Below are 24,820 nucleotides of genomic sequence, written 5' to 3' on the forward strand. Positions count from 1 at the left end.
GGATGGCACGATGCCCGAGGTTTCCGGATGATCCTCGTCGTAGACATCGCGGTGATTTATCTCGATAATTCGGGTTAACCCGGCGCGAGCCCCCAGCCTCGCAACCCTGTTTTTCCGTCATGTCCTGTGACCTGCCGCGCACAAAAGCGGCAGAAGGGTTGTCCGCCAATGAAGCGAACATCATCGCGTCTCCTCGTGCTGGCCGCATCGTTACTGCTGGCGCTGGCCGGCGTCCTGGTCGTCCAGACCTCGGCCCAAGCGGCCAATCTCCTCGTGAATCCGGGCTTCGAGTCAGGGAGCCTGTCCCCCTGGTCGTGTACCGGCGGCCTCGGATCGGTCGTCACGACTCCCGTGCGCTCCGGCTCACAGGCGCTGGCGGGCGCCGCGAGCGGATCCGACAACGCCAAGTGCACCCAGTCGGTGAGCGTACGGCCGAGCACCGCGTACACGCTGACCGCCTGGGTGCGCGGCAGCTACGTCTACCTCGGCGTCACCGGAGGCAGCGCCCGCTGGACCTCCGCCACCGCCTACACACAGCTGTCGGTCGCCTTCACGACCGGCGCGAACCAGAACACGGCCGAAATCTACCTGCACGGCTGGTACGGCCAGGGCACCTACTACGCCGACGACGTCAGCTTCGACGGACCCGGCGGCCCGTCCCCGACCCCGACCATCACCCCGACGCCCACGATCAGCCCCACCCCGACCATCTCCCCGACCCCGACCATCTCCCCCACCGTGACGCCCACGCCGACGCCCACCGACACCACCTGCGCGGTGAAGTCGCGGCCCACCGGCAAGGTGCTGCAGGGCTACTGGGAGAACTGGGACGGCGCGATCAACGGGGTGCACCCGCCCTTCGGCTGGACCCCGATCACCGACCCGCGCATGAAGGCGCACGGCTACAACGTGATCAACGCCGCCTTCCCCGTCATCCGCTCCGACGGCACCGTGCTGTGGGAGGACGGCATGGACGTGACCGTCAAGGTCTCCACCCCGGCCGAGATGTGCCAGGCCAAGGCGGCCGGCGCGACCATCCTGATGTCCATCGGCGGCGCCGCCGCCGGCATCGACCTCAGCTCCAGCACCGTCGCCGACCGGTTCGTCGCGACCGTCGTGCCGATCCTCAAGCGCTACAACTTCGACGGCATCGACATCGACATCGAGACCGGCCTGACCGGCAGCGGCAACATCAACACGCTGTCGGCCTCGCAGTCGAACCTCATCCGCATCATCGACGGCGTGCTCGCCCAGATGCCCTCCAACTTCGGCCTGACCATGGCGCCGGAGACCGCGTACGTGACCGGCGGCAGCGTCACCTACGGCTCGATCTGGGGCGCCTACCTGCCGATCATCAAGAAGTACGCCGACAACGGCCGCCTGTGGTGGCTGAACATGCAGTACTACAACGGCAGCATGTACGGCTGCGCGGGCGACTCCTACTCGGCCGGGACCGTCCAGGGCTTCGTCGCCCAGACGACCTGCCTGAACAACGGCCTGGTCATCCAGGGGACGACGATCCGCGTGCCGTACGACAAGCAGGTGCCAGGACTGCCCGCGCAGCCCGGCGCCGGTGGCGGCTACATGTCGCCCTCGCTCGTCTCCCAGAGCTGGAACAGCTTCAGCGGCCAGCTCAAGGGCTTGATGACCTGGTCCATCAACTGGGACGGCTCCAAGAACTGGACGTTCGGTGACAACGTCAAGGCCTTGCAAGGGAGATAAATAACAGAGACGGACCGTCTCGTCTCTGATAACGTCGATCTCGTGACCCGCCGCAACGAGGCCTCCAGGCAGGCCATTCTCACGGCTGCCTTCGACCTCGTGGGCGAGATCGGCTATAGCAAGCTGAGCGTCGAGGGCATCGCTTCCCGGGCCGGGGTGGGAAAGCAAACCATCTACCGCTGGTGGCCGTCCAAGGGGGCGGTGCTCCTCGACGCTCTGCTGATGACCATGGGCGGGCCGGTCGGCGACCTGCCCGACACCGGTGATCTGGAAGCCGACCTGCGCACGATCCTGTTCGCGACCGTGGAGGAGTTCCGCGACCCCCGGCTCGACGGCGTCATGCGGGCGCTCATCAGCGAGATCGCGCACGACGACGGCCTGGCCGCGATCTACGCCGAGCGGATCGACGGCCCGGTGCGCGAGCTCAAACGCCGCCGCCTGCGCGCGGCCCAGCAGGCCGGGCAGCTCGACCCGGGCCTCGACCTCGACACCGCCGTCGACCTGCTGTGGGCACCCCTGCTCAGCCGCTGGCTGCTGCGCACCGGCCCCCTCGACCACGACTTCGCGGCCGCGACGATCACCATGGCGCTGTCCGGCATGAGCAGAAAGATGTAGTCCCAGATCGTCAACCGGCAGGAAGATGCACGGCGTCCTGGTCAGTACCGTTTTGATCAGACAGTCGTCGCAGGAACAGAAGAGGTTGACATGACATCCGCCCGCAAGACCCTCATCACCGGCCTGGTCACCTTCGCCGCCGGACTGGCGTTGTGGCTGTGGGGACTGGACGTCGAGATCGTGATCTTCACCCCGTCGAAGGTCGGCGTCGTCCTCATGGTGGTCGGCGGCCTCGAGTTCCTCTACGGCGTCTTCAAGGCCGTCCGCCCGGCGGAGCGTTAACCCCGCTCGACCGCGTACTTCGTCTGGACCATCCCCGCCTCCAGCGTCCGCGTCGACAGGTGCCGCAGCGAGATGTCGGCCTCCAGCGGACCGAACAGCGGGATGCCGGTGCCGATCAGCACCGGCACCGCGCTGATCGTCATCTCGTCGATCAGCCCGGCGCGCAGGAACGACTGGATGACCTGGCCGCCGTCGATGTAGGCGGACTTGACGCCGCGCGCGTTGAGACCCTCGACCACCTCGTCCAGGCTGCGGTAGATCGTGATCCGCGGATCGTCGCTCTGCAGGCCGGTGCTGAGCACCACGACGTTCAGCCCGGTGTACGGCCAGTTCTCCTCGCCGAACCCGAGACCCGCCTCGTAGGTGCCGCGGCCCATCACGATCGTGTCGATGTCCGCGATGAAGTCGTCGTAGCCGTACTCGCCGGTCGCCTCACCCCTGCTGATCAGCCATTGGAGGTCGCCGTCGAGCCGGGCGATGAAGCCGTCGACGCTGACGCCGATGAAGACACAAGACTTGAAACCCATGCCTTCGACCTTACGGACGACGAACCAGGCCGGAATCAGTCGCGGTATAGGTATGTGGGCTGGACCGGCATCACGTAGCCGACGCCGCGCAGCGTGCGGATGTAGGTGGTGTTCAGGTCGGCCTGGCTCAGCCGGGAACGCAGGCGGTAGACGGCCGACTTCACCATGTCCCGGCCGCCGGGCACGTCGCCGGTGCCCCACCCGGCCATCAGCAGGCGGCCCATCGACTGCGGCACGCCCTGGTGGGCGGCCAACTGGGCGAGGAGCTTGAACTCGACGAACGGCAGGTCCAGGCGGCGTCCGGTGACGTAGGCGGCGTGCTCACCCATGTCGAGGACGAGCTTGCCGGCCCGGATGACCTGGGCGGCGGGGCGGGGCCGTACCGGGGGCTGGGGCCGCGGCGGCTCGGGCGGGGCCGCCGACTCGGTCGGAGCCGAGCGGCTGCGGATCCTCTGAAACATCGTCAGCCCGTCCATGGTCGGCATGAGCACGTCGATTGTGTCAGCTACCAGGCTATTTCGGAAAGCCGCCTCCCGCCCAGGAGCCCTAGGGTGAGCCTCATGAGCTCACCCACTGCCCAACGCCTGGGCGTCGTGCCGTCCGTGTTCGCGGTGGAGCACCTGCCCCACGCGACCTTCCCCGAGGACGACGAGTGGATCGCGCTGGTGCGCGCTCCCGAAGGCCTGACCGTGGTGCGCGAAACCTGGCCGACCGGCTCGGGCGAGCGCTGGATCGGCCTGTACGGCGGCGCCACCGCCCACGGCCTGGACGCCCCCGGCATGCTGGCGGCGGTGGTGAGCCCGCTGGCCGAGGCGTCGATCCCGGTGTTCGTGGCCTCGACCTTCCACGCGGACCTGGTCCTGGTGCCCGAGCACCGCGCCAGGGAGGCCGTCGAGGTCCTGGAGCGGGCCGGGCACCGGGTGGACGCCAAGAACCTCGGCTAGGCCGGGGGCCGCAGGTCGGTGCGGGCCTGGCCGGTCTCCGGGTCACGGGGGTAGGACAGGTGCTGGTGGACCATCAGCCACCGGCCGTCCCTGCGCTGGAAGATCCGCGTCGCGCGTGACCAGGTCTCGAAGCCCGCGCCGCGCACGACGTTGACGCACCAGGCCACCGCCAGGTCGTCCCCGGTCAGCACCGTCATGCCGGGGTTGTCCAGGGTGACGTCCGGTGTCTCGAGGCCGCGCGCGCAGACCTCCCGCACGGCCTCGACGCCCCGATACTCCAACGGCGTCTCGTGCTCGTAGGAGACCACGTCGCCGGCGATCGTCGCCATCATGCCGTCCAGGTCGCCGGCGGCGGTCTGGCGCGACCACGTCTCGTGCAGGTCGCGGATCTCCGGCTCGGCGTCCGCGGGCGCGCTGAGCGGGAAGGAGTGGTGCTCGTGGGTGACGACCCACCGGCCGTCCTCCCTGCGCAGGCCGATCGTGAGCCGCAGCCGGTTGTCCGGGTCGGCGGCGAACTCCCGCGCGGTGCCGCAGCGCAGCAGCGCGTGCGCGAAGGCCACGTCCTCGCCCGCAGTCACCTCCAGCGACTCGATCTCGAACACCGCCCCCGAGGCCTGCCACTCGAAGAAGGGCGGCCAGGTCTCGCGGTAGGCGTCGATGCCGCGCACGCCCTGGTGGGGCGGAGGCACGTCGTACATCACGATGTCCTTGGCGTGCTCGGCCAGCACGCCTTCCAGGTCGCCGCGGTGCACCGCCTCGGCCCAGCTCTCGATCAGGGTGCGGATCCGCTGCTCGTCGGTCTTCATGGTCGGTCCCTTCGGTTGGCGCCTTCGGGACTACAACCCGGGTGGTGGCGAGAACTCATCGCGGGGCAGCGACGTCGGCAGGCCGTACTCGGAGAAGTCGGCCTGGAGGAAGGAGACGACCTCGGCGATCCGCGCGCCGTCCAGGCGGAGCAGGTCCAGGCCGGTGGGGACGTAGGCGTCGCGCCGGGTGTCCCACATGTAGGTGGCGAAGGTGATCTGGCCGTTGGCGTGGGCGGGCAGGATGCGCCAGCGGTAGGTGAGCGGGCCGTCCTCCAGGAAGCCGCGGATGCGGGCGTGGCCCTGGTACCAGACGGTCAGCGGCGGCATGGAGTACTTGGCGTCGTCGGTGAGCATGGCCACGATCGAGGCGACGTCGCGAGCCTCCCAGGCGGCCATGTAGCGCCGGGCCAGCTCGCGCTGCGCGGCCTCGCCCAGCGTGTCGAGCGTCCGGTGCTGGGTGGTCTCGGGCAGGAGCTCGGCCAGGACCTTCCTGGCCCGCTGCAGGGTGCTGTTGACCGCCGCGACCGTGGTGTCGAGCTGGTCGGCGGCCTCGCGCGCGGCGTAGCCGAGCACGTCGCGCAGCAGGAGCACCGCCCGCTGCAGCGGCGACAGGTGCTGCAGGGCCGCCACGAACGCCAGCTCCACGCTCTCCCTGGCCAGCGCCCTGGCCTCGGGTCCGAGCTCGGCGGTCCAGGTCATCAGCCGGTCGGGGTACGGCTCCAGCCACGCCTTCTCCGCCGGCGGCGCGCCGTCCGGGCTCAGATCGGCCGGCAGCTCGCGGCGCCCGCGGCGCTCGATCAGCGTGAGCGACCGGTTCGTGGCGATCTTGTACAACCAGGGCCGGATGCCGCCCCGCTCCTCGAAGCGCGGCAGGGCCCGCCAGGCCCGGTCGAGCGCCTCCTGCACCGCGTCCTCGGCGTCGTGGAGCGAGCCCAGCATGCGGTAGCAGTGGGCGCGCAGCTCGTCGCGGAGCGGGCCGACCAGCTTGCCGAAGGCGTCGTCGTCACCGGCCCGCGCGGCGGCCAGGAGCTCTTCGGGCGTGGTGTCGTCCATGTGCCCATCTTTACCTGCGGGCTCGGCGTACCGCCTGCTTGAATTCCGGGCACTCCACGAGCGGATCGTGATCGCAGACGGCGGCGTGGCGCAGGCTGTCGCGCAGGCGGGTGAGCTGCTCGACGCGCTCGTCCACCTCGCGCTCCTTGGCGGCGAGATGCGCGCGCAGGGCCTCGTCGCCGGGGCGGGCGCTCAGGAAGCGGGCGATCTCGGCGAGCGTGAATCCGGCGTCGCGGGCGCAGGTGATGAGCGCGAGCCGGTCGAGGACGCCGGGGTGGTAGGCGCGGCGCAGGCCGTTGCGGCCGTCGGCCTCGATGAGGCCCTTGCGCTCGTAGAAGCGCAGCGCCGAGGGGGCCAGCCCGGTGCGGCGCGCCACTTCGCCGATGTCGAGTTCCATCTGACTCCTTGACTTGAAGCGCGGTTCAAGTAGGAGCCTATCCGGCATGAGAGTTCATCACCTCAATCTCGCTTCCATGCGGACCATCGACGCCACCGACGACTCCCTGCCGGCCGCCGCGGCCGTCTGCCACGCCCTGCTTGTCGAGACCCCCGCCTCCGGGCTGGTGCTGGTCGAGGCCGGGCTCGGGCAGGACGACGTGGCCAGGCCCGGCGAACTGCTCGACCCCGAATGGACACAAGCCGTCGAGCCCGCCCTGCGACCGGCGGAGACGGCCGTGCGGCAGGTCGCCGCGCTCGGGTACGACCCGGCCGACGTGCGGCACATCGTGCTCACTCACCTGGACGTGGACCACAGCGGCGGGCTGCCCGACTTCCCCCGGGCACGGGTGCACGTGATGGCGGCCGAGTTGGAAGCGGCGCTGGAGGAGGCGCCGAGCCGCCGCTACCGGCCCGGCCACTGGGCGCACGGCCCGCTCTGGGAGACCTACCACCCAACGGGCGAGAGCTGGTACGGCATGGCGGGCGCGGTGCCCCTGAACGGCCTGCCGCCCGAGTTCCTGCTGGTCCCGCTGGGCGGGCACACCCGAGGCCACGCGGGCGTCGCGGTGCGGAACGGCACCGGCTGGCTGCTGCACGCCGGCGACGCCTACTTCTACCACCGCGAACTGGACGAGAAGGGCCCCGAGGTCCACCCGCTCATGGACATCCTGCAGAACTCCTCCCAGGTGGACGCCGAACTACGGCTGGCCAACCGGGAACGGCTGCGCGCACTGCGGCACGAGCACGGCGTGGACGTGATCTCCGCGCACGACCCGTGGGAGTTCGCCCGGCACGCCCCCCGGACATGAGCGTGCCCGGCGCGAATCGCGCCGGGCACGCGGTGCGACCCGGGTCAGGCGGGGGAATCCACCCGGGTCTGTGGTCAGCCGACCACGAGCGTCAGGCCGTACGCCCCGAGAATCTCGTTGACCGGCTGGTGATAGGTCGTTCCTCCGCTGGAGCAGTTGCCAGAACCGCCAGAGGTGACGCCCTGGGCCTGGCTGCCGGAGATGAACGAGCCACCGGAGTCACCGGGCTGCGCGCACGCGCTGGTGCGGGTCAGGCCGGTGACGGTGCCCTGCGGGTAGCGGACCGTGGCGTTGTGCTGGCCGATGGTCCCGCAGCGCCATCCGGTGGTGGAGCCGGAGCGGCAGATCGAGGCTCCGACAGAAGCCTGGGTCGAGCCGCGGACGATGACGTTCTGGCCGCCGGACCCGCGCACCCACGGACGGACCGTGTTGCCGGGAGCCGCGACCCACGCGTAGTCGTTGCCGGGGAAGGACGAGCCCTGGAAGGTGCCCGTCGGGCTGGTCGTGCGGGAACCAGCGCGGCCGCAGTGACCGGCGGTCACGAAGCCGGGCGTGGAGCCGCGGGTGACGGAGAAGCCCACGCTGCACCGGCTGGAGCCGATGTAGTAGGCGGCGCCGCCGATGATGTCGATGAACGGCTGGGGGTTCTCGGTCGTGACCGAGATCTGCACGGCGGCGCGGTCCACGCCCGCGGCGGCCACGAGGGCCTCCCCGGCTTCCTGCGTGGCGGCCTGGACGGCGACGGTGTTGGTGGTCACGTCGACGAACCACAGTGCGCCCGAGCCCTTGGCGGCGGCCGCGTCAAGCTGGTCCTTGACGGCGGTGAGCTGGGCGAGCGTCCGTGAGACGACGACGGGCTGAGCACCCTGCGCTTCGATCGACGCGGTGGCGGCCTTGTCGGTCGTGGCGACGTTCAGCTTGGAGGCGTCGGCGTTCAGCCAGGAGCCGGCGTACGAGGCGCCGAGCTGGGTGGTGAGCTTCGCTTCCGCGGCGGCGGCGCGCTGCTCGTTGGCGAGGCGGGTGTGCACTTGCTGTTCGGTGAGACCGAGGTCCCGCTCCATGGCGTCGACCATGGCCGGTGGTGCCTGCTCGGGGGCGGCGGACGGAGGGTCTGCGTGGGCGGCGGTAACCGGGCCCGCTAAGCAGAGGGCCACGATCGTGGCGGTGACGAGTGCGGAGCGTTGACTCGACATATGCACTCCTTTTCGGGGGGTGCTGTCAAATTAACGTTTGCTGTACCGGCCTTTCCATCCCAAAGGGGTCCTTATCAGGACGTTATGCAAGCGCGTTCCACGGCCTCTACCACGGGCGCGGCGCCGTCCTCGGCCGCGATCCGGCCCGCGATTTCCTCCGCCCGGGTACGGCCCGGCACCGCCTCGGCCACCGCCCGCGCCAGCCGTTCGGCGGTGATCCGCCCGGTGAGCGGAGCCGGGGCGACCCCCAGCCGCCACAGCCGTCCCGCCCAGAGCGGCTGGTCGCCCCAGACCGGCATCGTCACCGCGGGAACCCCGGCCCGCAGCCCAGCCGCGGTGGTCCCGGCGCCCGCGTGGTGCACCACCGCGGCCATGCGCGGGAACAGCCACTCGTGCGGCACCTCGCCCACACCGAGCATGTCGTCGGCGAGCGGCCCCGTCACGCCGGTCTGCAGAACGCCGCGCAGCCCGGCCAGGCGCAGCGCGGCCAGGGCCAGTTCGGTGAAGCGCTCGGCCGCGGCGCCCCTGTGGCTGCCCGAGCCGACGAACACCGGCGGCGGCCCCGCGTCGAGAAAGCCGGCCAGGTCGGCGGGCGGCGTCCATCCGGGCCGGGGCGCCGGCCACCAGTAGCCGGGCACCTCCAGTCCGGGACGCCAGTCCGCCGGGCGGGGCAGGACGCTCGGGCTGTAGCCGTGGAAGACCGGCCAGCGGCTCGACTCGCGCCGCCGGAAGACCGCCCGCGAGCTCATCGGCGCGAGCCCCAGCCGGGCGCGCAGCTTCTTGGCGGAGCCGGAGTGCGCCGGTGAGGGCGCGGCGAACAGGAGGCGGGCCGCCGCGCGGTTGCCCCACCTGCCGAGCGAGCGGCGGAAGGCGCCCATGACCGGCGGGAAGTCGCCGGTCGGCTCCACCGGCTGCAGGTGCGCGCCCATGCTCGGGATGCCCATGGCCTCGGCCACGTGGTAGCCGGCTGAGGCGGAGGCGCCGAGGAGCAGCAGGTCCGCGCCGGCGGTGGTGGCATCCACGATGCCGTCGGTGACCTGCCTGGCGTAGCCGGCGAACGCGGCCCAGTTCCGGGTGCCGAGTAAGGCCGTCGGGTCGCCGGGTATCACGCGGAAGTCCAGCCCCGCGTCGGTGACCAGGCTTGAATAGGGTGCGTGGGCGGCGATCGCCACCTCGTGGCCCGCCGCGCGGATCCGCGCGCCCAGCCCTGTGTAGGGGGCCACGTCACCCCTGGTGCCCACTCCTATGATCACAACGCGCATGCTTTTTACAATGCAGTCGCATGGCAAAGGAGTCAAGATGCCCAAAGTCGTCGACCACGCGCTGCGTCGCCGCCAGATCGCCGAGGCGGTGCACCGGCTCATCGACGCCCACGGCATCGACGGCGTCAGCCTGCGCGAGGTCGCCGCCGAGGCCGGCGTCAGCATGGGTCTGGTGCAGCACTACTTCACGACCAAGGACGAGATGCTGCTGCTGGCCATGGACCATCTGCACCTGCGCATCACCGAGCGGATCGGCGAGGTGCACGGCACGCCCAGGGAGGTCCTGCGGGCCGGAATTCTGGAGCTCCTGCCGCTGGACGAGGCCCGGCGGACCGAGGCCCGGATCGGGATGGCGTACCTGGCCAGGTCGGTCGTGGCGGACGATCTGGCCGAGGTGCTGCGCAACGGCCTGCCGTTCGTGCTGGGGTTCTACGCGAGCGTGATCAGAGCCATGCGCCCGGACCTGGACGCCGAGCAGGAGGCGAGCGCGCTGTTCGCCATGGCCCAAGGGCTGGTGCACCCGGCTCTGATCGGCCACTACAGCCCGGAGGCGGTCGAGACGATCGTGGACCGCTACCTGGAGCGGCTGCTGGACTAGAGCGGGAGGACGGCCACCGCCTCCACCTCGACGAGCTGGTCGTGGTAGCCGAGCGCGGCCACGCCGAGCAGGGTGCTGGGGGCCTCGTGGCCGCCCATGTACTCGCGGTAGACGTTCCAGGCGGCGACCAGGTCGGCCTGGTTGGTGGAGGCGACGTACACGGTGGTCTTGGCGATGTCGGTCAGCTTGGCGCCCACCTCCTCCAGGGAGATCACCAGGTTGCGCATCACCTGGTCGGCCTGCCCCGCCACGTCGCCCACCGCGACCGTCCTGCCTTCGGTGTCGAGGGGGCAGGCGCCGGCCACCCAGATGTTGCGCACCGGGGCGTCGGCCACGGCGGCGTAGGCGTACTGGACCCGCGCCAGGCGGTCGCTGTACTCAAGACGAACACTCATGATCTCTCCTCTTAGTCTGGCCAAACAGGGGAGCGGCCCAGCATCGCGACGATCCGGTCAAGCCGCGCATCCCCGGGCCACGCTACCTCCGGGGCGAAGGGCGCGCCGGGAGCCGTACGGACCTGACCTCCGGGCACGGCCTCGGCCACGGGCAGCGCGGCGTCGAGCAGATCGGCCTCGAACTCCACGGCCACGCCCAGCGTCCTGGCCACGTCCCAGGCGTGGACGACGTAGTCGATGAAGTGGAAGCCGATCGCCCGCTCCGCGGGGACGGTAACGCCCAGCTCCGCCAGCGGGAACTCGGACACGACGGCGCCCGCGAAAGCCTCCAGCACGTGCCCGGCCGCCGCGCGGTAGGCGCCGGCCGGGTCCTCGCCCAGCTCGCGCGGCCGCCACACGTCGAGCGCTTCCTCGCCTCTGGAGGCGGCGGCGAAGCCGTAGTGCTGGGCGGTCATGTGCGAGAGCAGGTCACGCAGCGTCCATCCGGCGCACGGGGTCGGCCTGGCGAGGTCGGCCGCGCGCACCTGATCCACGAGGTCGACGCTCACCCTGACGGCTCGGGCGTCCATTTCGATAAGCATGCGCCTATCATCTACATGCGCTTATCGTAAGTCAATCGATATCGTGGCCGGGTGACCGAACGCCGCGACCTCGCCGCGATGCTCCATCCGCTGGTGAAGGCGCTGATCGCCGCGGAGATCCGGGCTCTGGAGCCCCATGGGATCTCCATGTGGGCCTATGTGGTGCTCAGCGCGCTGGACGACGGGCCGGTGCGTACCCAGGCCGCGCTCGCGGAGGCGGTCGGCGCGGACAAGACGCGCATCATCGGGACCCTCGACCGGCTTCAGGAGGCCGGGCTGATCACCCGCGAGCCGGATCCCGGCGACCGCAGGGCCCGGCTCCTGGCGATCACCGACGCAGGCCGGCGCAGGCGGCGGGCGGCGCAGGCCGACATTCAGGAGGGCGAGGAACTCCTGCTCGCGACCCTGTCCCCCGGCGACCGCGCGGCTTTTCTCCGAGTGGCCGAGACGCTGGCCAATAATGTGGGCCCGTGACCCAGGACCCCACCGAGATCAGCCACTGGCGGGCCCTCCGTCTCCTCCAGGCCCGCATGGACGAGGACATCGCCCGGCTCTACACCGAGGCGCGCATCGACGGGCTCAAGCCCAGCTACGTGATGGAGCTGATCAAGCTGCATCTGCGGGGGCCGATGACCATCAAGGAGCTGGCCGAGGCGGTGCAGCGCACGCACTCGGCGCTCAGCCAGAAGGTCGCCGCCATGCGGCGGGCGGGGCTGGTCGAGACCGTCACCGGCGCCGACGCCCGCAGCAAGCAGGTCATGCTGACCGAGCGGGCCACCGGCATGATCGACCGGCTGATGGCCGAGTGGCGCGCCACCGAGAGCGCCCTGGCCGAGCTCGAGGCCGAGATCCCCTACCCGCTCGGTCAGGTGGTCCTGGACGTCGAGCGGGCGTTGGAGCGCAGGAGCTTCCACGACCGGATCGCGGAGAGACTCGCCGCCGACCCCGCGTGGATCAGTCCGGAGCCCTGAAGACGGCGCGCATGCGGGCGCGCAACCAGGCGTGAGCAGGGTCGGCGTCGTGGCGGGGGTGCCAGGCCTGTGAGAGCTCGATCGGGGGCAGCTCCACCGGGATCGGGAAGGTCACCAGGCCCAGGAGTTCGACCGCCGACCTGACCTGCCACTCGCCGGCCATGCCGACCAGGTCGGTCTCCCGCGTCAGCAGGAGGGAGGCGGTGAACGTCGGGACCGTCCCCCGCACCCGGCGGGAGAGCCCCAGGGCGGCCAGCGCGTCGTCGATCGGGCCGCGGGTGCGCCCTCTGCGCGAGGCGATGACGTGATCGGCCGCGGCGAAGCGCTCCGCCGTGATCGGGCCGTCCAGCAGCGGGTGCCCGGCCCGCACCACCCCCACGGGACGGTCACTGACCAGCGGCTCGACCAGGGTCTCCGGCTCGGGGTCGCTGATGACGGTGACCTCCAGGTCGGCCAGGCCCTCGCGCAGGACACGCTGGTCGCCCGGCCCTTCGGGGATGAAGCGCAACCGCACCCCCGGCGCCGAGACGGCCAGTTCGGTCAGCAGGGGCGCGGCCGCGGCCTGGATCACCGCGTCGGAGGCCTGCACCACGAAGTCGCGCACCAGCGTCGCCGGATCCGGCTCGCCCGTCGGCGTGAACACCCGCCGCGCCGCCTCCACGACCGCGCGCACCTCCGCCCGCACCGCCAGGGCGCGCGGCGTCGGCACCATCCGCTGACCCGACCTGACCAGGATCGGATCGCCCATCGCCACCCGGATACGGCCGAGCGTCCTGCTCATCGCCGGCTCCGACAGATGCAGCCGCCGCGCGGCCCCGGAGACGCTGCCCTCGTCGAGCAGCACGTCGAGCGCGATCAGCAGGTCGAGACTCGGTTGCGTTTGACGCATATATCACCTGCCAAAGTTGCATTTGAGGTTAGGTCGCGTTCCACCTTACGGTGAGCCTGCGAAATCCACTCACCTCACTCCAAGGGGACATCCATGCCCGAAACCAGGCCCGGCCCGGTCCTCGCCGTCATGTCGGCCGCCGTGGTCGCGGCGATCGCCCTGGTCGCCGCCGTCAACCTCGCCCTGCCCACGCTCGCCGCGAGCGGCCTGCATCCGTCGCCGTCACAGCTCGTCTGGATCGTCGACGCCTACGTGCTGGTCTTCGCCTGCCTGCTCATCCCCGCCGGCGCGGCGGGCGACCGCTTCGGCCGCAAGGGCGTGCTGCTGACCGGGCTCGGCGTGTTCGCGGCCGGTTGCCTGGCCGCCGCGCTCGCCCCGAACGTGGCCGTCCTGATCGCCGCCCGCGCGCTCAGCGGCGCGGGCGCCGCGATGATCATGCCCGCCTCGCTCGCCCTGTCCGTCCACGCCTATCCGCCGGAACGACGCGGTCACGCCGTCGCCGTCTGGACCGCCGCCACCGGCATCGCCGGAGTCGTGGGCAACGTCGGCGGCGGGCTGGTCATGCAGTTCCTGCCGTGGCAGGCGCTCTTCGCGGTGCTGGTGCCGATCGCCGCGGTCCTCGCGGTGCTCGCAGCCCGGCTCGCGCCCCGCGTGCCCCGGCACGAGGCCGCGCTCGACCTGCTGGGCGCCGCGCTGCTGACCGCCGCGTCCGTCGCGCTGGTCGGCGGCATCATCGAGGGCCCGGAGGCGGGCTGGACCAGCCCACTCGTGCTCGCCGCCTTCGCCGGCGCGCTGCTGCTGTTCGCCTGGTTCGCCCTCCACCAGTCCCGTACGGCGCTGCCGCTCCTGGACCCGAGGCTGTTCCGCGTGGCCGGGCTGCGCGCGGGCACCCTGGGAGTGGCGGTGACGTTCTTCGGGATGTTCGCCCTGTTCTTCGTCAACGCCCGCTATCTCCAGGAGGTCAAGGAGTTCTCCCCCTTGCTGACCGGGCTGGCGATCCTGCCGATGACGGTCCCGATGATCGTGCTCTCCCGGATGTCGGGCCGCCTGCCCAGGCTGCCCGCGGTGGCCGCCGGGCTCGCCGGGAACGTGGCCGGGCTGGTCCTGCTGTCGTTCGCCGACGCGGCGATGCCGTACCCGGTGTATGCGGTGGGTCTCGTGGTGATGGGCGCGGCCATGGGGTTGTGCCTGCCCGTGCTCTCCCACGAGATCATGGCGGCGCTGCCGGCCGAGCGGGCCGGGCTCGGCTCCGGGCTCAACAGCGCCGCCCGCGAGCTGGGCAGCGCCGTCGGCGTGGCGGTCATGGGAACGGTCGCGGCCGCTCGGGGCACCGGCGCCGCGTACCTGGTGGTGGCCGCAGTGGTGCTGGTGGGTGGCGCGGTCTCGCTGGGATGGCTCGGGAGCCGGGCGGCGAGACCTGAACCCGTGGGTCAGTACTCGTAGGCGCCGGCCTCGATGGCGCCGTCCTTGCCCACGGCGACCCCGGCCAGGTCGAGGTCGTTGAACTTGGTGACGCCCAGGCCGATGGCCGGGCTGCCGGCGCGCAGGCGCAGCGGGCCGGCGGGGTCGAAGCGCGGGTCGGCGTACTTGCTGTCCGGGCTGTGCGGCATCTGGTACTGGCCGCCGGAGAAGACGTTGCGGTGGTTGTCGGTGAAGCCGGACTCGGAGTACGCGCTCTTCTTGGCCGCGTAGACGATGTTCTGCGACATCGACAGGTGCCGGTTGGTGCAGCCCGCGTCGCAGACCACGCCCTCGGCCACCGCGTTGGTCAAGTAGACGGAGTTGTTGTTGAAGGCGGTGGCGAAGACCGGGCCGTTGGGCTCGGGGCGGCCGTCCTCGTGGACCGGGCCCCGGGTGACCAGGCCGCCGCGGCCCTTGGCGCCGTAGATGGCGTTGTACTCGAAGACGTTGCCGGTGGTGATGCCGTCCGCGTCGTCGTCGTAGGTGCCGAGTTCGGTGAAGGTGTCGTTGTCGATCGAGATGTTGTGGTGGACGCGGTTGCGGGAGCCGTAGAAGATCTCGACGGCGGCGCCGTCCAGCACGTAGTCGTGGCTGTCGGCGATCGAGCCCTTCATCGTGTTCCAGCCGATGTTGGAGTCGTCGCCGTGCACGAGGATCGCGAACGCGCCGGAGTCGTCGTTGTCCGGCACCGGTGTGTTCTTGCTCATGTGGTTGTTGTTGACGAACTCGTTGGCGGTCACCGCCGTGTACTTCGTGCCCTCTTCGATGAAGACGCCCGCGGCGGCGCCGGTGATGTAGTTGCGCTCGACCACGTTGTCATCGCCGCGCACCTTGACGCCGGCCCAGCTGCAGCGGCCCGCGTCGCCGTCCACGCCCACCTGGAGGTTGTAGACCTCCACATAGTTGCCGGCGAGATCCACGCAGGCCTCGCCGTCGCCCTTCACGATGGGCCTGGCGCCGGTGCCGTAGGCGTCGATCACGATGGGGGCGGCGGCGGTGCCCGACTCGGTGACGGCCAACCGGCCCGTCCAGGAGCCGCCGCGGCGCAGCAGCAGCTTGGCGCCCGCGGGCAGGTTGGCCGCCGAGGCCTTGGCCAGGGTCTTCCAGGCGACTTCACCGCCCAATTGGGAGCGCTCCCAATAGTTCACGCGTCCGCCTCGAAGAACGCCAGGATCACCGCGGCCACCGCCAGCGCGGGCTCCGACCACTCGGCCGGCTCCGGGGCGCCGAAGGGGCTGGCCATGATCCTTCGCGTGAGGATACCGGGGTCGGCCGGCGTCATGAGCACCAGTCCTCGCACGGCGGCGCCCGCCATCGCCGCCACGCTCTCGTAGGTGGCGCCGGGCCGCAGGCGCAGGCCGAAGAGCCCGGCCGCCTCCCGGTAGACCGCCGCCAGCCTGGTGGTCAGCGCCCGCTCAGAGGCGGCCAGCGCCTCGGCCACCTCCTGCCGCAGCCCGCCGTCGGGCAGGCTGAGGAACGTCGCGTGCAGGGCGAGGTAAGTGCGCCACTCGGCCGAGCGGTGGAACCCCTCGAACTCCTCCCAGGCCAGCCCGCGCAGCACCTCCCCCGCGAGCGCGAGCCGCAGCCCGGGATCACGCCGCCACTCCGCGTGCGCGCCGACCACCCGCCGCACGGCCGCGAGCGCCGCCGCCCCGTCTCCCGCGAGCGCCGGGGTCTCGCCCTTGGCGAGCTCCTTGAGCAGGTCGCTGAAGAACAGATCCTTGTACGGCCAGCGCCGGTACACCGCGCTCCTGGCCACCTCCGCCTCCCGGATGACCTCCTCGAAGCTGATGTGCTCCAGGCTCACGGTCAGCCCGGCCCTGCCGACCATGTCGAGCGCCGCCCGCAGCATGAGCCGCTCGGTCTCCGCGTCACTCAGCCGGCGCCGCCGCCTGGCCACCCCGGTCGGCTCGTCCGCCATTTGCCCATCCTTCGCACTTTGAGACATGATGTTTCAAGTCTTATGTCCCAAATGTTAGCACGAGGTCTCCCCTTGAAGGCGTTCTTCATCCTGGTCACCGCACTGTCGATACCGGTCTGGGTGGCCGGCGCGCTCGTGGACGTCACCGAGGACGCGCCGTTCGGCGTCTCGCTCGGCTCGCTGATGGTCTTCGTCCCCGGCATCGCCGCGGCGATCCTGGCCCTGCGCGGGAAGGGCCGGTTGCGGCTCGGGCCCGCCCCCGGCTGGGGCTGGTCGGTCGCCGCCGTGGCCGTCGGCCCCGTCCTGGGGATGGCGGCGTACCTGGTCGGCCCGGCGGCGTGGACCGGTCTGGCGCAGCCGCTCGCCGCGTTGCCACTCCTGTTCGCGGTCTTCGTGGTGCTGGCCGTCTTCGAGGAACTGGGCTGGACCGCCTACGCAACCGGGCCCCTGCAGGAGAGGTGGGGCCCCACCGGCGCCGGCCTGATCCTGGGCGCGTTCTGGGCGGCCTGGCACCTGCCCGCCCTGCTCATGATGGGCAGGGGCGCCCTCTGGATCGCCGGATGGACGCTGGGCACCCTCGCCCAGCGGCTGATCATGGTGTGGCTGTTCAACCGGACGGGGCGCGGCATGGGGGCGGTGGTCCTCATGCACGCCGGGGTCAACCTGTCCGTCACGATGACGCCGGGCTCCGCGAGCACCGCCCACCAGATGATCTTCGGGCTTCTGCTCGCGGTCCCGGCCGTGCTGATCCTGCGCTACGACCTGCGGAGCAGGTAGGTGTCCATGATCCAGCCCTTGCGCTCGCGGGCCTCCGCGCGCAGCCGCCGGATCTCGTCGGCGACCTCGGGCACCGGCCCCTCGACCCGGATCTCGTCCGGCGTGCCCAGGTAGGCGCCCCAGTAGATGTGCCAGTCCGCGCCCAGTTCGCCGAAGGAGCAGTGCGCGTCGAGCATGACCAGGACGTCGTCGGCCGGCGGCCCCTCAGCCGCCAGTCGGCGGCCGGTGGTGATCTGGACCGGCCGTCCCACGCGGGTGAGGCTGGCACGATGGGTGGCGGTCAGCGCGGAGACGCTGGTGATGCCGGGCACCACCGCGTACTCGAAGGCCACCCGGCCCGCCGCGAGGATCTCCTCGACGATGGCCAGCGTGCTGTCGTACAGGCCGGGATCGCCCCACACCAGGAAGGCCCCGGTCTGCCCGTCGGGCAGTTCCTCGGCGATCAGCCGCTCGTAGACGGCGGCCCGGCGCGAGCGCCAGTCCTCGACCGCGCCGGTGTAGGCGGGCGTGGTGCGGTCCCGCTCCGGATCCTCCGCCTCCACGATCCGGTACGGCTGCCGCCCATGCTCCTCGATCATCCGCTGCCGGAGATCGACCAGGTCGTGCTTGGCCGCGCCCTTGTCCAGCACGAAGAAGACCTGCGCGGCGGCGATGGCCTTGACGCCCTGGAGCGTGAGGTGGTCGGGGTCACCGGCGCCGATGCCGATGATGAGGATGCGTTTCACCGGAGAGAGTCTGCCTTCGGAGGAGATGTCGGGCGCGATTACGATATCCCCCGGTCGACATCCTCGGTCGGCCAGAAGGAGACGTGTGAACCTGTTCGAGCAAGGTGACGGCTTTGCAGCGTTCTGGGAAGAACGTCACCTCTGTACGCTCACGACCGTCCGGCCCGACGGCACCCCGCACGTGGTGCCGGTCGGGGTCACGCTCGACCTCGCCGAAGGCGTGGCCCGGGTGATCACCTCGGGGACGTCGCAGAAGGCCAGGTACGCCGCCCAGGGCGCCCAGGTCGCCGTCTGCCAGGTGGACGGGCGTCGCTGGTCGACGCTCGAAGGCCGGGCCGTACTCAGGGATGAGCCCGAACGGATCGCCGACGCCGAACGGCGCTACACCGCCCGCTACAAGCCGCCGCGCGTCAATCCGGCCCGCGTGGTCATCGAGATCCACGTCACCCGCGTGCTGGGCAACGTGTGATCACCGTCGTCGGCATCGGCGCGGACGGCTGGGCCGGACTCGCGCCGGGGTCCAGGACCGCCGTCCAGCAAGCCGAAGTGATCATGGGCAGTGCCCGGCAGCTCGGCACGCTGCCGCCCTCGGAGGCCGAGCGCGTCACCTGGCCGTCGCCGCTGCTGCCCGCGCTCGAAGACCTCGTCGAAGCCCACCGCGACCGCGCCGTCTGCGTGCTGGCCAGCGGCGATCCGATGTTCTTCGGGATCGGTTCGACACTGGTCCGGCTGCTCGGCGCCGGACGTCTCACCGTGCTCCCCCACGTCTCCTCGCTGTCGCTGGCGTGCGCGCGGCTCGGCTGGCCGGTCGAGGACGTCGAGGTGATCAGCCTGGTCGGCCGGCCGGTGGCCGCGCTCAACGCCGCCTTCTCGCCGGGGCGGCGGCTGGCCGTGCTCGGGTCCGGGCGTACCTCACCCGCCGACGTCGCCGCCCTGCTCACCGCGCGCGGATACGGCCGCAGCACGCTCACGGTCCTGTCCGACCTCGGCTCCGAAACCGAGACCAGCCTGAACGGCACCGCCGCCACCTGGGCCGGCGAACCCGGCTCCGCCCTGAACGTCATCGCCGTCACCTGCCGCCCCGACCCCGGCCTGGAACCGCTGGCCCGCGTGCCCGGCCTGCCCGACACCGCCTTCGAACACGACGGGCAGCTCACCAAGCGCGAAATCCGCGCGGTCACCCTGTCGCGGCTGGCCCCGCTGCCGGGCGAGCACCTCTGGGACGTCGGCGCCGGGGCGGGCAGCATCGCGATCGAGTGGATGCGCTCCCACCCCACCTGTACGGCCAGCGCCGTCGAGAGCCACCCCGCCAGAGCCGCCGCCATCCGCCGGAACGCCGACACCCTGGGCGTGCCCGGCCTGGAGATCGTCGAGAGCCGCGCGCCCGAAGGACTGTCCGGGCTGCCCGAGCCGGACGCGGTCTTCGTCGGCGGCGGGCTCACGGTGCCCGGGGTGCTGGAGACGTGCTGGTCCGCGCTGCGCCCCGGCGGACGGCTGGTGGCGAACGCGGTCACGCTGGAGTCCGAGGCCCTCGCCGTCCGCTGGCAGGCGGAGCACGGCGGCGACCTGGTGCGGCTGTCGGTGCAACGGGCCGGACCGGTGGGCGGGTTCACCGCATGGCGCCCGATGATGCCGGTGACCGTGTGGTCGGTCGTGAAACCTGACGAAGTGGATGCGCCGTGACCGTGTGGCCGGTCGTGGAGCCCGTCTCGGACGGATGCGCCGTGACCGTGTCTGTGGTCGTCGAGCCCGAGGAGGATGTGTCGTGACCGTGTATTTCATCGGAGCCGGGCCGGGGGCGGCCGATCTGGTCACCGTTCGCGGGCTGCGGGTGCTGGAGCGGGCGCCGGTGTGCCTCTATGCCGGGTCGCTGGTGCCGCGGGAACTGCTGGAGGCATGCCCGGCCGAGGCCCGGCTGGTGGACACCGCGAACCTGACGCTCGACCAGATCGTCGCCGAGTTCGAGGCCGCGCACGCCGCCGGGCACGACGTGGCCAGGCTGCACTCGGGTGACCCGTCGGTGTTCAGCGCGGTGGCCGAGCAGATGCGGCGGCTGGACGGGATCGGCGTGCCGTACGAGGTGGTGCCGGGGGTGCCCGCGTTCGCCGCCGCCGCGGCCGCGCTGGGCAGGGAGCTGACCGTGCCCGGCGTCGGGCAGACCGTGGTGCTGACCCGGGTGTCCGGCCGGGCCACGCCGATGCCGCCGGGTGAGGACCTGGCCACGCTGGGGGCGAGCGGCGCGACGATGGTGCTGCACCTGGCCGTGCAGCGGATCGATCAGGTGGTCGAGGAACTGCTGCCGTCCTACGGCGCCGGGTGCCCGGTGGCCGTGGTGGCGCGGGCCAGCAGGGACGACGAGCTGATCCTGCGCGGAACCCTGTCCGACATCGCCGCCCGTGTGCACGAGGCCGGGGTGAAGCGCACCGCCGTGATCGTGGTGGGCCGGGTCCTGTCGGCCTCGGAGTTCCCCGACAGCCACCTGTACAGCGCCACCCGACCCCGCCCATGACCCCGCCCGCAGACCCGTCCGAACGCACGCCCGGGGGGCTGCCTCCGGTCTCGGTTGTGGGGTCGCGTGGGGGTGGGGTGCTGATCCTTGGTGGTACGGCCGAGGCCAGGGCGTTGGCCGCCGAGCTGGTGCCGTCCGGCATGCGGGTGGTGTCGTCGCTGGCCGGGCGGGTCACCAATCCGCGGCTGCCGGTGGGCGAGGTGCGCGAGGGCGGGTTCGGCGGTGCTGACGGGCTGGCCCGGTGGATCGCGGCCGAGGGGATCGAGAGGCTGGTGGACGCCACCCACCCGTTCGCCGAGCGGATGACCGCCTCGGCCGCCGGGGCCGCGGCCCTGGCCGGGGTGCCGTTGCTGGTGCTGCGCCGTCCCGGCTGGCGCGAGGGGCCGGGCGACCGGTGGCTCCGGGTGCCCTCCCTGGAGGCCGCGGCTGAGGAACTGGGACGGTCGTTCCCCGGCGGGCGGGTGTTCCTGACGACGGGGCGGCGGAGTCTGCCGGTGTTCGCCGGGCTGACCTCGATGTGGTTCCTGGCCAGGTCGGTGGATCCGCCCGAGCCGCCGGTGCCCGCGAACGCGCACGTGGTGCTGGACCGCGGGCCGTACACCGTGGAGGGTGAGCGCGCGCTCATCGGCGAGCACCGCCTCGATGTGCTGGTCACCAAGGACAGCGGCGGCGCCATGACGAGCGCGAAGCTGGTCGCGGCCCGGGAGGTCGGGCTCCCGGTGATCATGGTGGATCGGCCGCCGCTGCCCGTGGGGGTGCGGCTGGTGGCGAGTGTAGGCGAGGCGGTGGCCTGGGTTCAGGCCGGGTAGCGGCGCGGGGTGTAGACGGCGCCGCTCTCGCTCACCCGGGTGGTCGAGGAGCCGATGATCAGCAGGCAGCGCATGTCCACGTCGGCCGGATCGAGGTCGGCCAGCGTGGTGACGGTGATCGACTCGCGCGGGCCGCCGACGTCACGGCCGATCACCACGGGCGTGCCCGGCGCGCGGTGCTCAAGCAGCAGGTCCCGCGCGGCGCCCACCTGCCAGGTACGGCTGCGCGAGGCCGGGTTGTACAACGCCAGCACCAGATCGGCCCGCGCCGCCGCGCTCAGCCGCTCGGCCACCACCTCCCACGGCTTGAGCAGGTCAGACAGGGACAGTACGCAGTAGTCGTGCCCCAGCGGCGCCCCCGCCTTACTGGCCACGGCCTGCGCGGCGGTCAGCCCCGGCACCACCCGCACCGGCACGTCCGGGAAGTCGGACGCCGCCTCCAGCACCGCGCTGGCCATCGCGAACACCCCCGGGTCGCCCGAGGACACGACAGCCACCCGGGCGCCGTCGCGCGCCATCTCCAGCGCGTGCCTGGCCCGCTCGGCCTCGACCCGGTTGTCGGTACGGTGGCGGCGCTGGCGCGGGTTCGGCTGCACGCGGTCCACGTAGGGGCCGTAGCCGACCAGGTCTGTGGCGGCGGCCAGCGCCTCCTGCGCCTCCGGCGTGAGCCACGGCCGCCCGGCGGGCCCGAGCCCGACCACGACGACCTCGCCCGGCCCCGGCCCGGCGGGCTTCTCGGGCACGAACGTGTGCTCGGCCGGGCTCGGCAGCAGCGCCAGCGAGAAGTACGGCACGCCTTCGGGATCCACGTCCTTCAGCGGCGCGACCCGCTGGGCGTCCATAGTGGCCCGTTCCACGTACCAGGCGTCGTCCAGCCGCCCGGCCTCGGCCAGCGCGTCGCGTACCTTCTCGAACGTACGGCCCAGCTTCAGCACCGCCGCCGAGTCGGTGGCGCGCAGCTTCTCGGCCAGCACCTCGCCGGGCAGCGTGCCGGGCAGCACGGTCAGCGTCTCGTCCCGCTCCACCAGCGGACGGCCGAGCACCGCCGACGCCCCGCTGATCGAGGTGACGCCCGGCACCACCTCGGTCGGGTAGCGGTGGGCCAGGCGCTTGTGCATGTGCATGTAGGAGCCGTAGAAGAGCGGGTCGCCCTCGCTCAGCACCACGACCGTCCGCCCGGCGTCGAGATGGGCGGCCAGCCTGGCGGCGCACTCGACGTAGAAGTCGTCCAGCGCGCCCTGGTAGCCGCCCGGGTGGTCGGTGGTCTCCGTGGTCAGCGGGTAGAGCAGCAGCTCTTCGATCTGCCCTTCCTTCAGGTACGGCCGCGCGATCGAGCGGGCGATGCTGCGTCCGTGCCGGGCGGCGTGATAGGCGATGACGTCGGCCTCACCGATCAGCCTGGCCGCCTTGACCGTGATCAGCTCCGGATCCCCGGGCCCGAGCCCCACCCCGAAAAGCCGCCCAACACCCGCCACCCGCGCGCTGTCTCCCACCGGCTCGTTGTGTTCCATCACTCCACCTCGCTCGCGATGGCGTTGACCGCCGCCGCCGTCATCGCGCTGCCGCCGCGCCTGCCGCGCACCACGAGGTGCTCCAGCCCGCTCTCGGCCAGCGCCTGCTTGGACTCGGCAGCGCCGATGAACCCCACGGGAATCCCCAGCACCGCCGCCGGTCGGGGCCCGCCGTCGGCGACGATCTCCAGCAGCCGGAACAGCGCGGTGGGCGCGTTGCCGATGGCCACGACGGCGCCGTCCAGCCGGTCGAGCCAGTGCTCCAGCGCCGCCGCGCTGCGCGTGGTGCCCAGCTCTTCGGCCAGCTCGGCCAGGCCGGGCGCGCCGAGCGTGCAGATCACCTCGTTGTCTGCGGGCAGCCTGCTCCTGGTCACGCCGGAGGCGACCATCATGGCGTCGCACAGGATCGGCGCCCCCGCCATGAGCGCCGTACGCGCGTCCCCGACCACGTGCGGCGACCAGCCTAGGTCACCGACCAGGTCGGTCATCCCGCACGAGTGGATCATCCGCACCGCCACACGGGCCACGTCGGCCGGGAGCCCGGACAGGTCCGTCTCGGCGCGGATGGTGGCGAACGAACGCCGGTAGATCTCGGCGCCGTCGCGTATGTAGTCGCTCACTTCTGCCTTTCTTGGTATCCGTCGCCGGTCGCGACCATCTCGGTGACCCGGCCCTTGGGCAGGCCGCAGCGGCGCTCGCAGCCCGCCCAGTGCACGGGCAGTTCCGGGCTGCGTTCACGGGCGGCCACCCACTGGGCGGCGTCGTGCTGGACGTCGGCCAGGGACTTGGCGCAGCCGGGGCTGCCGGTGCACGCGCTCACCCCCGTCCATGGCGAGTCCGGGTCGGTGACCAGGCCGGATCCGGTCAGGTCGGGCGCTTCGGCGAGGTCGAGGAGCACGACGGTACGCCAGGGCGTTAGCCGTACCGGGACATCGAGGGCGGCGAGCAGGCGCGCCTGAGCCGCGGTGAGCCGCCCGAGCGGGACCACGGCCTCCACCGCCACCCGCCCGTCCGGCAACCCGATCACCCGGGCCCCCCGCACCGGAGACGCGCCCGCGGCAGCACCGGCGCGGTCGGCCCCGAGACCGGCAGCGGTGAGACCGGGAGCCTGGAGACCTGGAGCCTGGAGACCGGGAGCCTGGAGACCGGGAGCGGGAGCGGGGAGACCAGTGGCGGCGAGGTGGGTGGCTATGCGGGTGGGGCCGTTGGGGAGTTCGGCGATGCGCCAGGCGCCGCTGTCTCCGCGCTCGGCCAGGAAGGCCTCTGCCACGGCCACCAGGGTGTCGACTCCGGCGCCGGGCAGCGCGAAGGGCGTGCCTGCCAGCAGGATGCCGTCCTCGACCAGCGTGACGTCGGCGCCCAGCGAGGAGACGTCGCCGGTGCCGTCGTCCAGGGCGAACAGGAAGCGGCCCGGCAGCTCGGCCAGGGCGGGGCGGGCGCACAGGGCGCGGTCCAGGGCCTCCACGAGGGGATGGGTGGCGAAGCCGGTCAGCCGCCCGCCGAGCGGCGAGGCGACGATGTTGCGGACCCGCTCGTGTGTCGGCGACGGGAGCAGGCCCACGGCGGCCATCCGGTCGGCGAAGAGCGCAGGAGATTTCAGCGCGCGCACCTGGACGTTGGCGCGCGAGGTCAGCTCGATCCCGCTCGTGGCGAAGGCGGCCAGTTCATGTAGCTGAGCTGGGGTGATGGCACCGCCGGGCAGGCGGATCCGGGCGAGCGGGCCGTCGGCCGCGGCGTGCGTCTGTAGCGCTCCCGGACAGGCATCTGGGCGGAGACGTCCGGAAAAGTCGGCTATGGACACGATGAGGATGGTAACGCCAGTAGGCTCACCCTTAGGCGACGGCAATGGGAGGAAGCCGGTGAGAAACCGGCGCGGTCCCGCCACTGTGACCGGGAAGCGAACCCCACCACAGGCCACTGTCCAGCGATGGACGGGAAGGCCGGGGTGAGCATCGATCCGGGAGCCAGGAGACTCCTGCCGTCGCGACACCTGCGAACGGGGCGAGGACCCCGAGGGAGGAC

At 72.0% G+C, this 24,820-nt stretch carries 30 protein-coding genes and 1 riboswitch; of the genes, 14 read left to right on the forward strand and 16 right to left on the reverse strand.

All coding sequences use genetic code 11. From position 1 onward, the window contains the following. The first annotated feature begins 168 nt into the window (after positions 1 to 168). From HNR40_RS40180 to HNR40_RS40190, 3 genes are all read left to right on the forward strand, one after another. Positions 169 to 1,722 (forward strand): glycosyl hydrolase family 18 protein, encoded by a 1,554-nt coding sequence (locus tag HNR40_RS40180; RefSeq protein ID WP_184971058.1) that lies wholly within the window; start codon positions 169 to 171, stop codon positions 1,720 to 1,722. Between the two features lie 42 nt (positions 1,723 to 1,764). After that, entirely contained in the window at positions 1,765 to 2,337 is a 573-nt protein-coding gene (locus HNR40_RS40185; RefSeq protein WP_184971060.1) for a TetR/AcrR family transcriptional regulator, read from the forward strand. A gap of 90 nt (positions 2,338 to 2,427) precedes the next feature. After that, complete coding sequence (locus HNR40_RS40190; RefSeq protein ID WP_184971062.1) at positions 2,428 to 2,619, forward strand: DUF5708 family protein; 192 nt, start codon at positions 2,428 to 2,430, stop codon at positions 2,617 to 2,619. Here HNR40_RS40190 and HNR40_RS40195 read toward each other — a convergent pair. Beyond that, a complete protein-coding gene (locus tag HNR40_RS40195) occupies positions 2,616 to 3,146 on the reverse strand; it encodes a dihydrofolate reductase family protein (protein ID WP_184971064.1) in 531 nt (176 codons plus the stop codon). The two genes, HNR40_RS40190 and HNR40_RS40195, sit on opposite strands and share 4 nt — an antisense overlap. Positions 3,147 to 3,181: 35 nt before the next feature. Continuing rightward, positions 3,182 to 3,607, reverse strand: a complete 426-nt coding sequence (locus HNR40_RS40200; RefSeq protein ID WP_221341430.1) for a winged helix-turn-helix domain-containing protein — start codon at positions 3,605 to 3,607, stop codon at positions 3,182 to 3,184. Between the two features lie 99 nt (positions 3,608 to 3,706). Between HNR40_RS40200 and HNR40_RS40205 the strand changes: the two genes are divergently transcribed. Then, a complete protein-coding gene (locus tag HNR40_RS40205; RefSeq protein WP_184971068.1) occupies positions 3,707 to 4,090 on the forward strand; it encodes an ACT domain-containing protein in 384 nt (127 codons plus the stop codon). Here the strand turns inward: HNR40_RS40205 and HNR40_RS40210 are convergent. The 3 genes from HNR40_RS40210 to HNR40_RS40220 are packed head-to-tail and all read right to left on the reverse strand — an operon-like array spanning position 4,087 to position 6,346. Beyond that, the gene (locus HNR40_RS40210; RefSeq protein WP_184971070.1) at positions 4,087 to 4,896 is read right to left on the reverse strand and encodes a YybH family protein; all 810 of its coding nucleotides are present in this window, start codon (positions 4,894 to 4,896) and stop codon (positions 4,087 to 4,089) included. The two genes, HNR40_RS40205 and HNR40_RS40210, sit on opposite strands and share 4 nt — an antisense overlap. A gap of 30 nt (positions 4,897 to 4,926) precedes the next feature. Continuing rightward, positions 4,927 to 5,949, reverse strand: a complete 1,023-nt coding sequence (locus tag HNR40_RS40215; protein WP_184971072.1) for a sigma-70 family RNA polymerase sigma factor — start codon at positions 5,947 to 5,949, stop codon at positions 4,927 to 4,929. A 10-nt stretch (positions 5,950 to 5,959) separates the two neighbouring features. After that, positions 5,960 to 6,346 (reverse strand): MerR family transcriptional regulator, encoded by a 387-nt coding sequence (locus tag HNR40_RS40220; protein WP_184971075.1) that lies wholly within the window; start codon positions 6,344 to 6,346, stop codon positions 5,960 to 5,962. A 76-nt stretch (positions 6,347 to 6,422) separates the two neighbouring features. Between HNR40_RS40220 and HNR40_RS40225 the strand changes: the two genes are divergently transcribed. Continuing rightward, positions 6,423 to 7,196, forward strand: a complete 774-nt coding sequence (locus tag HNR40_RS40225) for an MBL fold metallo-hydrolase (RefSeq protein ID WP_246510070.1) — start codon at positions 6,423 to 6,425, stop codon at positions 7,194 to 7,196. A gap of 74 nt (positions 7,197 to 7,270) precedes the next feature. Here HNR40_RS40225 and HNR40_RS40230 read toward each other — a convergent pair whose 3' ends face one another. Together HNR40_RS40230 and HNR40_RS40235 are read right to left on the reverse strand one after the other, a co-directional pair. Continuing rightward, positions 7,271 to 8,389 (reverse strand): S1 family peptidase, encoded by a 1,119-nt coding sequence (locus HNR40_RS40230; RefSeq protein ID WP_184971079.1) that lies wholly within the window; start codon positions 8,387 to 8,389, stop codon positions 7,271 to 7,273. Positions 8,390 to 8,463: 74 nt separating this feature from the next. Continuing rightward, positions 8,464 to 9,651 carry a glycosyltransferase gene (locus tag HNR40_RS40235; RefSeq protein WP_184971081.1) on the reverse strand — a complete coding sequence of 396 codons (1,188 nt, stop codon included), beginning with the start codon at positions 9,649 to 9,651 and terminating at the stop codon, positions 8,464 to 8,466. A gap of 37 nt (positions 9,652 to 9,688) precedes the next feature. Here HNR40_RS40235 and HNR40_RS40240 point away from each other — a divergent pair, with 37 nt between their 5' ends. After that, a complete protein-coding gene (locus tag HNR40_RS40240; RefSeq protein WP_184971083.1) occupies positions 9,689 to 10,249 on the forward strand; it encodes a TetR/AcrR family transcriptional regulator in 561 nt (186 codons plus the stop codon). Here the strand turns inward: HNR40_RS40240 and HNR40_RS40245 are convergent. Continuing rightward, positions 10,246 to 10,644, reverse strand: coding sequence for a RidA family protein (locus HNR40_RS40245; RefSeq protein WP_184971084.1), 399 nt, complete (start codon positions 10,642 to 10,644; stop codon positions 10,246 to 10,248). The genes HNR40_RS40240 and HNR40_RS40245 overlap by 4 nt on opposite strands. Positions 10,645 to 10,655: 11 nt before the next feature. Further along, positions 10,656 to 11,225, reverse strand: coding sequence for a TIGR03086 family metal-binding protein (locus tag HNR40_RS40250; protein WP_184971085.1), 570 nt, complete (start codon positions 11,223 to 11,225; stop codon positions 10,656 to 10,658). A 51-nt stretch (positions 11,226 to 11,276) separates the two neighbouring features. Between HNR40_RS40250 and HNR40_RS40255 the strand changes: the two genes are divergently transcribed. Both HNR40_RS40255 and HNR40_RS40260 read left to right on the forward strand, forming a co-directional pair. Continuing rightward, on the forward strand, positions 11,277 to 11,699 hold the full coding sequence (locus tag HNR40_RS40255) for a MarR family winged helix-turn-helix transcriptional regulator (protein WP_312896688.1): 423 nt from the start codon (positions 11,277 to 11,279) through the stop codon (positions 11,697 to 11,699). Next, positions 11,696 to 12,196 carry a MarR family winged helix-turn-helix transcriptional regulator gene (locus HNR40_RS40260; protein ID WP_221341432.1) on the forward strand — a complete coding sequence of 167 codons (501 nt, stop codon included), beginning with the start codon at positions 11,696 to 11,698 and terminating at the stop codon, positions 12,194 to 12,196. The genes HNR40_RS40255 and HNR40_RS40260 overlap by 4 nt, the downstream gene beginning before the upstream one ends. Here the strand turns inward: HNR40_RS40260 and HNR40_RS40265 are convergent. After that, complete coding sequence (locus HNR40_RS40265; protein WP_184971086.1) at positions 12,180 to 13,085, reverse strand: LysR family transcriptional regulator; 906 nt, start codon at positions 13,083 to 13,085, stop codon at positions 12,180 to 12,182. The genes HNR40_RS40260 and HNR40_RS40265 overlap by 17 nt on opposite strands. 93 nt (positions 13,086 to 13,178) lie before the next feature. Between HNR40_RS40265 and HNR40_RS40270 the strand changes: the two genes are divergently transcribed. After that, the gene (locus HNR40_RS40270) at positions 13,179 to 14,528 is read left to right on the forward strand and encodes an MFS transporter (RefSeq protein WP_184971087.1); all 1,350 of its coding nucleotides are present in this window, start codon (positions 13,179 to 13,181) and stop codon (positions 14,526 to 14,528) included. On the opposite strand, the gene HNR40_RS40275 is transcribed toward HNR40_RS40270, so the two are convergent. Both HNR40_RS40275 and HNR40_RS40280 read right to left on the reverse strand, forming a co-directional pair. After that, on the reverse strand, positions 14,516 to 15,694 hold the full coding sequence (locus HNR40_RS40275; protein ID WP_184971088.1) for a right-handed parallel beta-helix repeat-containing protein: 1,179 nt from the start codon (positions 15,692 to 15,694) through the stop codon (positions 14,516 to 14,518). The genes HNR40_RS40270 and HNR40_RS40275 overlap by 13 nt on opposite strands. Further along, positions 15,691 to 16,467: a TetR/AcrR family transcriptional regulator gene (locus HNR40_RS40280; RefSeq protein WP_184971089.1), complete on the reverse strand. Its 777-nt coding sequence runs from the start codon at positions 16,465 to 16,467 to the stop codon at positions 15,691 to 15,693. The genes HNR40_RS40275 and HNR40_RS40280 overlap by 4 nt, the downstream gene beginning before the upstream one ends. 72 nt (positions 16,468 to 16,539) lie before the next feature. On the opposite strand from HNR40_RS40280, the gene HNR40_RS40285 reads away from it, so the two are divergent. Then, positions 16,540 to 17,244, forward strand: a complete 705-nt coding sequence (locus HNR40_RS40285) for a CPBP family intramembrane glutamic endopeptidase (protein ID WP_184971090.1) — start codon at positions 16,540 to 16,542, stop codon at positions 17,242 to 17,244. On the opposite strand, the gene cobF is transcribed toward HNR40_RS40285, so the two are convergent. Then, positions 17,223 to 17,969 carry a precorrin-6A synthase (deacetylating) gene (cobF, locus tag HNR40_RS40290; protein ID WP_184971092.1) on the reverse strand — a complete coding sequence of 249 codons (747 nt, stop codon included), beginning with the start codon at positions 17,967 to 17,969 and terminating at the stop codon, positions 17,223 to 17,225. The two genes, HNR40_RS40285 and cobF, sit on opposite strands and share 22 nt — an antisense overlap. A gap of 85 nt (positions 17,970 to 18,054) precedes the next feature. On the opposite strand from cobF, the gene HNR40_RS40295 reads away from it, so the two are divergent. The 4 genes from HNR40_RS40295 (at position 18,055) to HNR40_RS40310 (ending at position 21,287) form a co-directional block, all read left to right on the forward strand. Further along, on the forward strand, positions 18,055 to 18,438 hold the full coding sequence (locus HNR40_RS40295; protein ID WP_312896689.1) for a PPOX class F420-dependent oxidoreductase: 384 nt from the start codon (positions 18,055 to 18,057) through the stop codon (positions 18,436 to 18,438). Next, positions 18,435 to 19,652 (forward strand): precorrin-6y C5,15-methyltransferase (decarboxylating) subunit CbiE, encoded by a 1,218-nt coding sequence (gene cbiE / locus HNR40_RS40300; RefSeq protein WP_184971096.1) that lies wholly within the window; start codon positions 18,435 to 18,437, stop codon positions 19,650 to 19,652. Before HNR40_RS40295 ends, cbiE begins: the two co-directional genes overlap by 4 nt. Positions 19,653 to 19,734: 82 nt before the next feature. Further along, positions 19,735 to 20,478, forward strand: coding sequence for a precorrin-4 C(11)-methyltransferase (gene cobM / locus HNR40_RS40305; protein ID WP_184971098.1), 744 nt, complete (start codon positions 19,735 to 19,737; stop codon positions 20,476 to 20,478). A 77-nt stretch (positions 20,479 to 20,555) separates the two neighbouring features. After that, positions 20,556 to 21,287 carry a cobalt-precorrin-6A reductase gene (locus HNR40_RS40310; protein WP_312896690.1) on the forward strand — a complete coding sequence of 244 codons (732 nt, stop codon included), beginning with the start codon at positions 20,556 to 20,558 and terminating at the stop codon, positions 21,285 to 21,287. Here the strand turns inward: HNR40_RS40310 and HNR40_RS40315 are convergent. From HNR40_RS40315 to HNR40_RS40325, 3 genes are read right to left on the reverse strand one after another with little or no spacing between them, the layout of a single operon-like run. Beyond that, complete coding sequence (locus HNR40_RS40315; protein ID WP_184971102.1) at positions 21,275 to 22,798, reverse strand: precorrin-2 C(20)-methyltransferase; 1,524 nt, start codon at positions 22,796 to 22,798, stop codon at positions 21,275 to 21,277. The two genes, HNR40_RS40310 and HNR40_RS40315, sit on opposite strands and share 13 nt — an antisense overlap. Further along, positions 22,798 to 23,418, reverse strand: a complete 621-nt coding sequence (locus HNR40_RS40320; protein WP_184971104.1) for a precorrin-8X methylmutase — start codon at positions 23,416 to 23,418, stop codon at positions 22,798 to 22,800. The genes HNR40_RS40315 and HNR40_RS40320 overlap by 1 nt, the downstream gene beginning before the upstream one ends. Beyond that, positions 23,415 to 24,599 (reverse strand): ferredoxin-like domain-containing protein, encoded by a 1,185-nt coding sequence (locus tag HNR40_RS40325; protein WP_184971106.1) that lies wholly within the window; start codon positions 24,597 to 24,599, stop codon positions 23,415 to 23,417. Before HNR40_RS40325 ends, HNR40_RS40320 begins: the two co-directional genes overlap by 4 nt. Then, positions 24,600 to 24,792: riboswitch (cobalamin riboswitch) on the forward strand. It abuts the gene before it with no gap. Positions 24,793 to 24,820: the final 28 nt, after the last annotated feature.

It is taken from the genome of Nonomuraea endophytica (assembly GCF_014203235.1).
In the GTDB taxonomy this organism is placed as follows: domain Bacteria; phylum Actinomycetota; class Actinomycetes; order Streptosporangiales; family Streptosporangiaceae; genus Nonomuraea; species Nonomuraea endophytica.

What these genes read in the sequence shown, in the direction of transcription:
- HNR40_RS40180 (WP_184971058.1), top strand. Translation starts at nt 169, where the DNA reads ATGAAGCGAACATCATCGCGTCTCCTCGTGCTGGCCGCATCGTTACTG.
- HNR40_RS40235 (WP_184971081.1), bottom strand. Translation starts at nt 9,651, where the DNA reads ATGCGCGTTGTGATCATAGGAGTGGGCACCAGGGGTGACGTGGCCCCC.
- HNR40_RS40225 (WP_246510070.1), top strand. Translation starts at nt 6,423, where the DNA reads ATGCGGACCATCGACGCCACCGACGACTCCCTGCCGGCCGCCGCGGCC.
- HNR40_RS40230 (WP_184971079.1), bottom strand. Translation starts at nt 8,389, where the DNA reads ATGTCGAGTCAACGCTCCGCACTCGTCACCGCCACGATCGTGGCCCTC.
- HNR40_RS40205 (WP_184971068.1), top strand. Translation starts at nt 3,707, where the DNA reads ATGAGCTCACCCACTGCCCAACGCCTGGGCGTCGTGCCGTCCGTGTTC.
- HNR40_RS40265 (WP_184971086.1), bottom strand. Translation starts at nt 13,085, where the DNA reads ATGCGTCAAACGCAACCGAGTCTCGACCTGCTGATCGCGCTCGACGTG.
- HNR40_RS40210 (WP_184971070.1), bottom strand. Translation starts at nt 4,896, where the DNA reads ATGAAGACCGACGAGCAGCGGATCCGCACCCTGATCGAGAGCTGGGCC.
- HNR40_RS40270 (WP_184971087.1), top strand. Translation starts at nt 13,179, where the DNA reads ATGCCCGAAACCAGGCCCGGCCCGGTCCTCGCCGTCATGTCGGCCGCC.
- HNR40_RS40245 (WP_184971084.1), bottom strand. Translation starts at nt 10,644, where the DNA reads ATGAGTGTTCGTCTTGAGTACAGCGACCGCCTGGCGCGGGTCCAGTAC.
- HNR40_RS40240 (WP_184971083.1), top strand. Translation starts at nt 9,689, where the DNA reads ATGCCCAAAGTCGTCGACCACGCGCTGCGTCGCCGCCAGATCGCCGAG.
- HNR40_RS40215 (WP_184971072.1), bottom strand. Translation starts at nt 5,949, where the DNA reads ATGGACGACACCACGCCCGAAGAGCTCCTGGCCGCCGCGCGGGCCGGT.
- HNR40_RS40315 (WP_184971102.1), bottom strand. Translation starts at nt 22,798, where the DNA reads ATGGAACACAACGAGCCGGTGGGAGACAGCGCGCGGGTGGCGGGTGTT.
- HNR40_RS40200 (WP_221341430.1), bottom strand. Translation starts at nt 3,607, where the DNA reads ATGTTTCAGAGGATCCGCAGCCGCTCGGCTCCGACCGAGTCGGCGGCC.
- HNR40_RS40250 (WP_184971085.1), bottom strand. Translation starts at nt 11,225, where the DNA reads ATGCTTATCGAAATGGACGCCCGAGCCGTCAGGGTGAGCGTCGACCTC.
- HNR40_RS40190 (WP_184971062.1), top strand. Translation starts at nt 2,428, where the DNA reads ATGACATCCGCCCGCAAGACCCTCATCACCGGCCTGGTCACCTTCGCC.
- HNR40_RS40280 (WP_184971089.1), bottom strand. Translation starts at nt 16,467, where the DNA reads ATGGCGGACGAGCCGACCGGGGTGGCCAGGCGGCGGCGCCGGCTGAGT.
- HNR40_RS40220 (WP_184971075.1), bottom strand. Translation starts at nt 6,346, where the DNA reads ATGGAACTCGACATCGGCGAAGTGGCGCGCCGCACCGGGCTGGCCCCC.
- HNR40_RS40195 (WP_184971064.1), bottom strand. Translation starts at nt 3,146, where the DNA reads ATGGGTTTCAAGTCTTGTGTCTTCATCGGCGTCAGCGTCGACGGCTTC.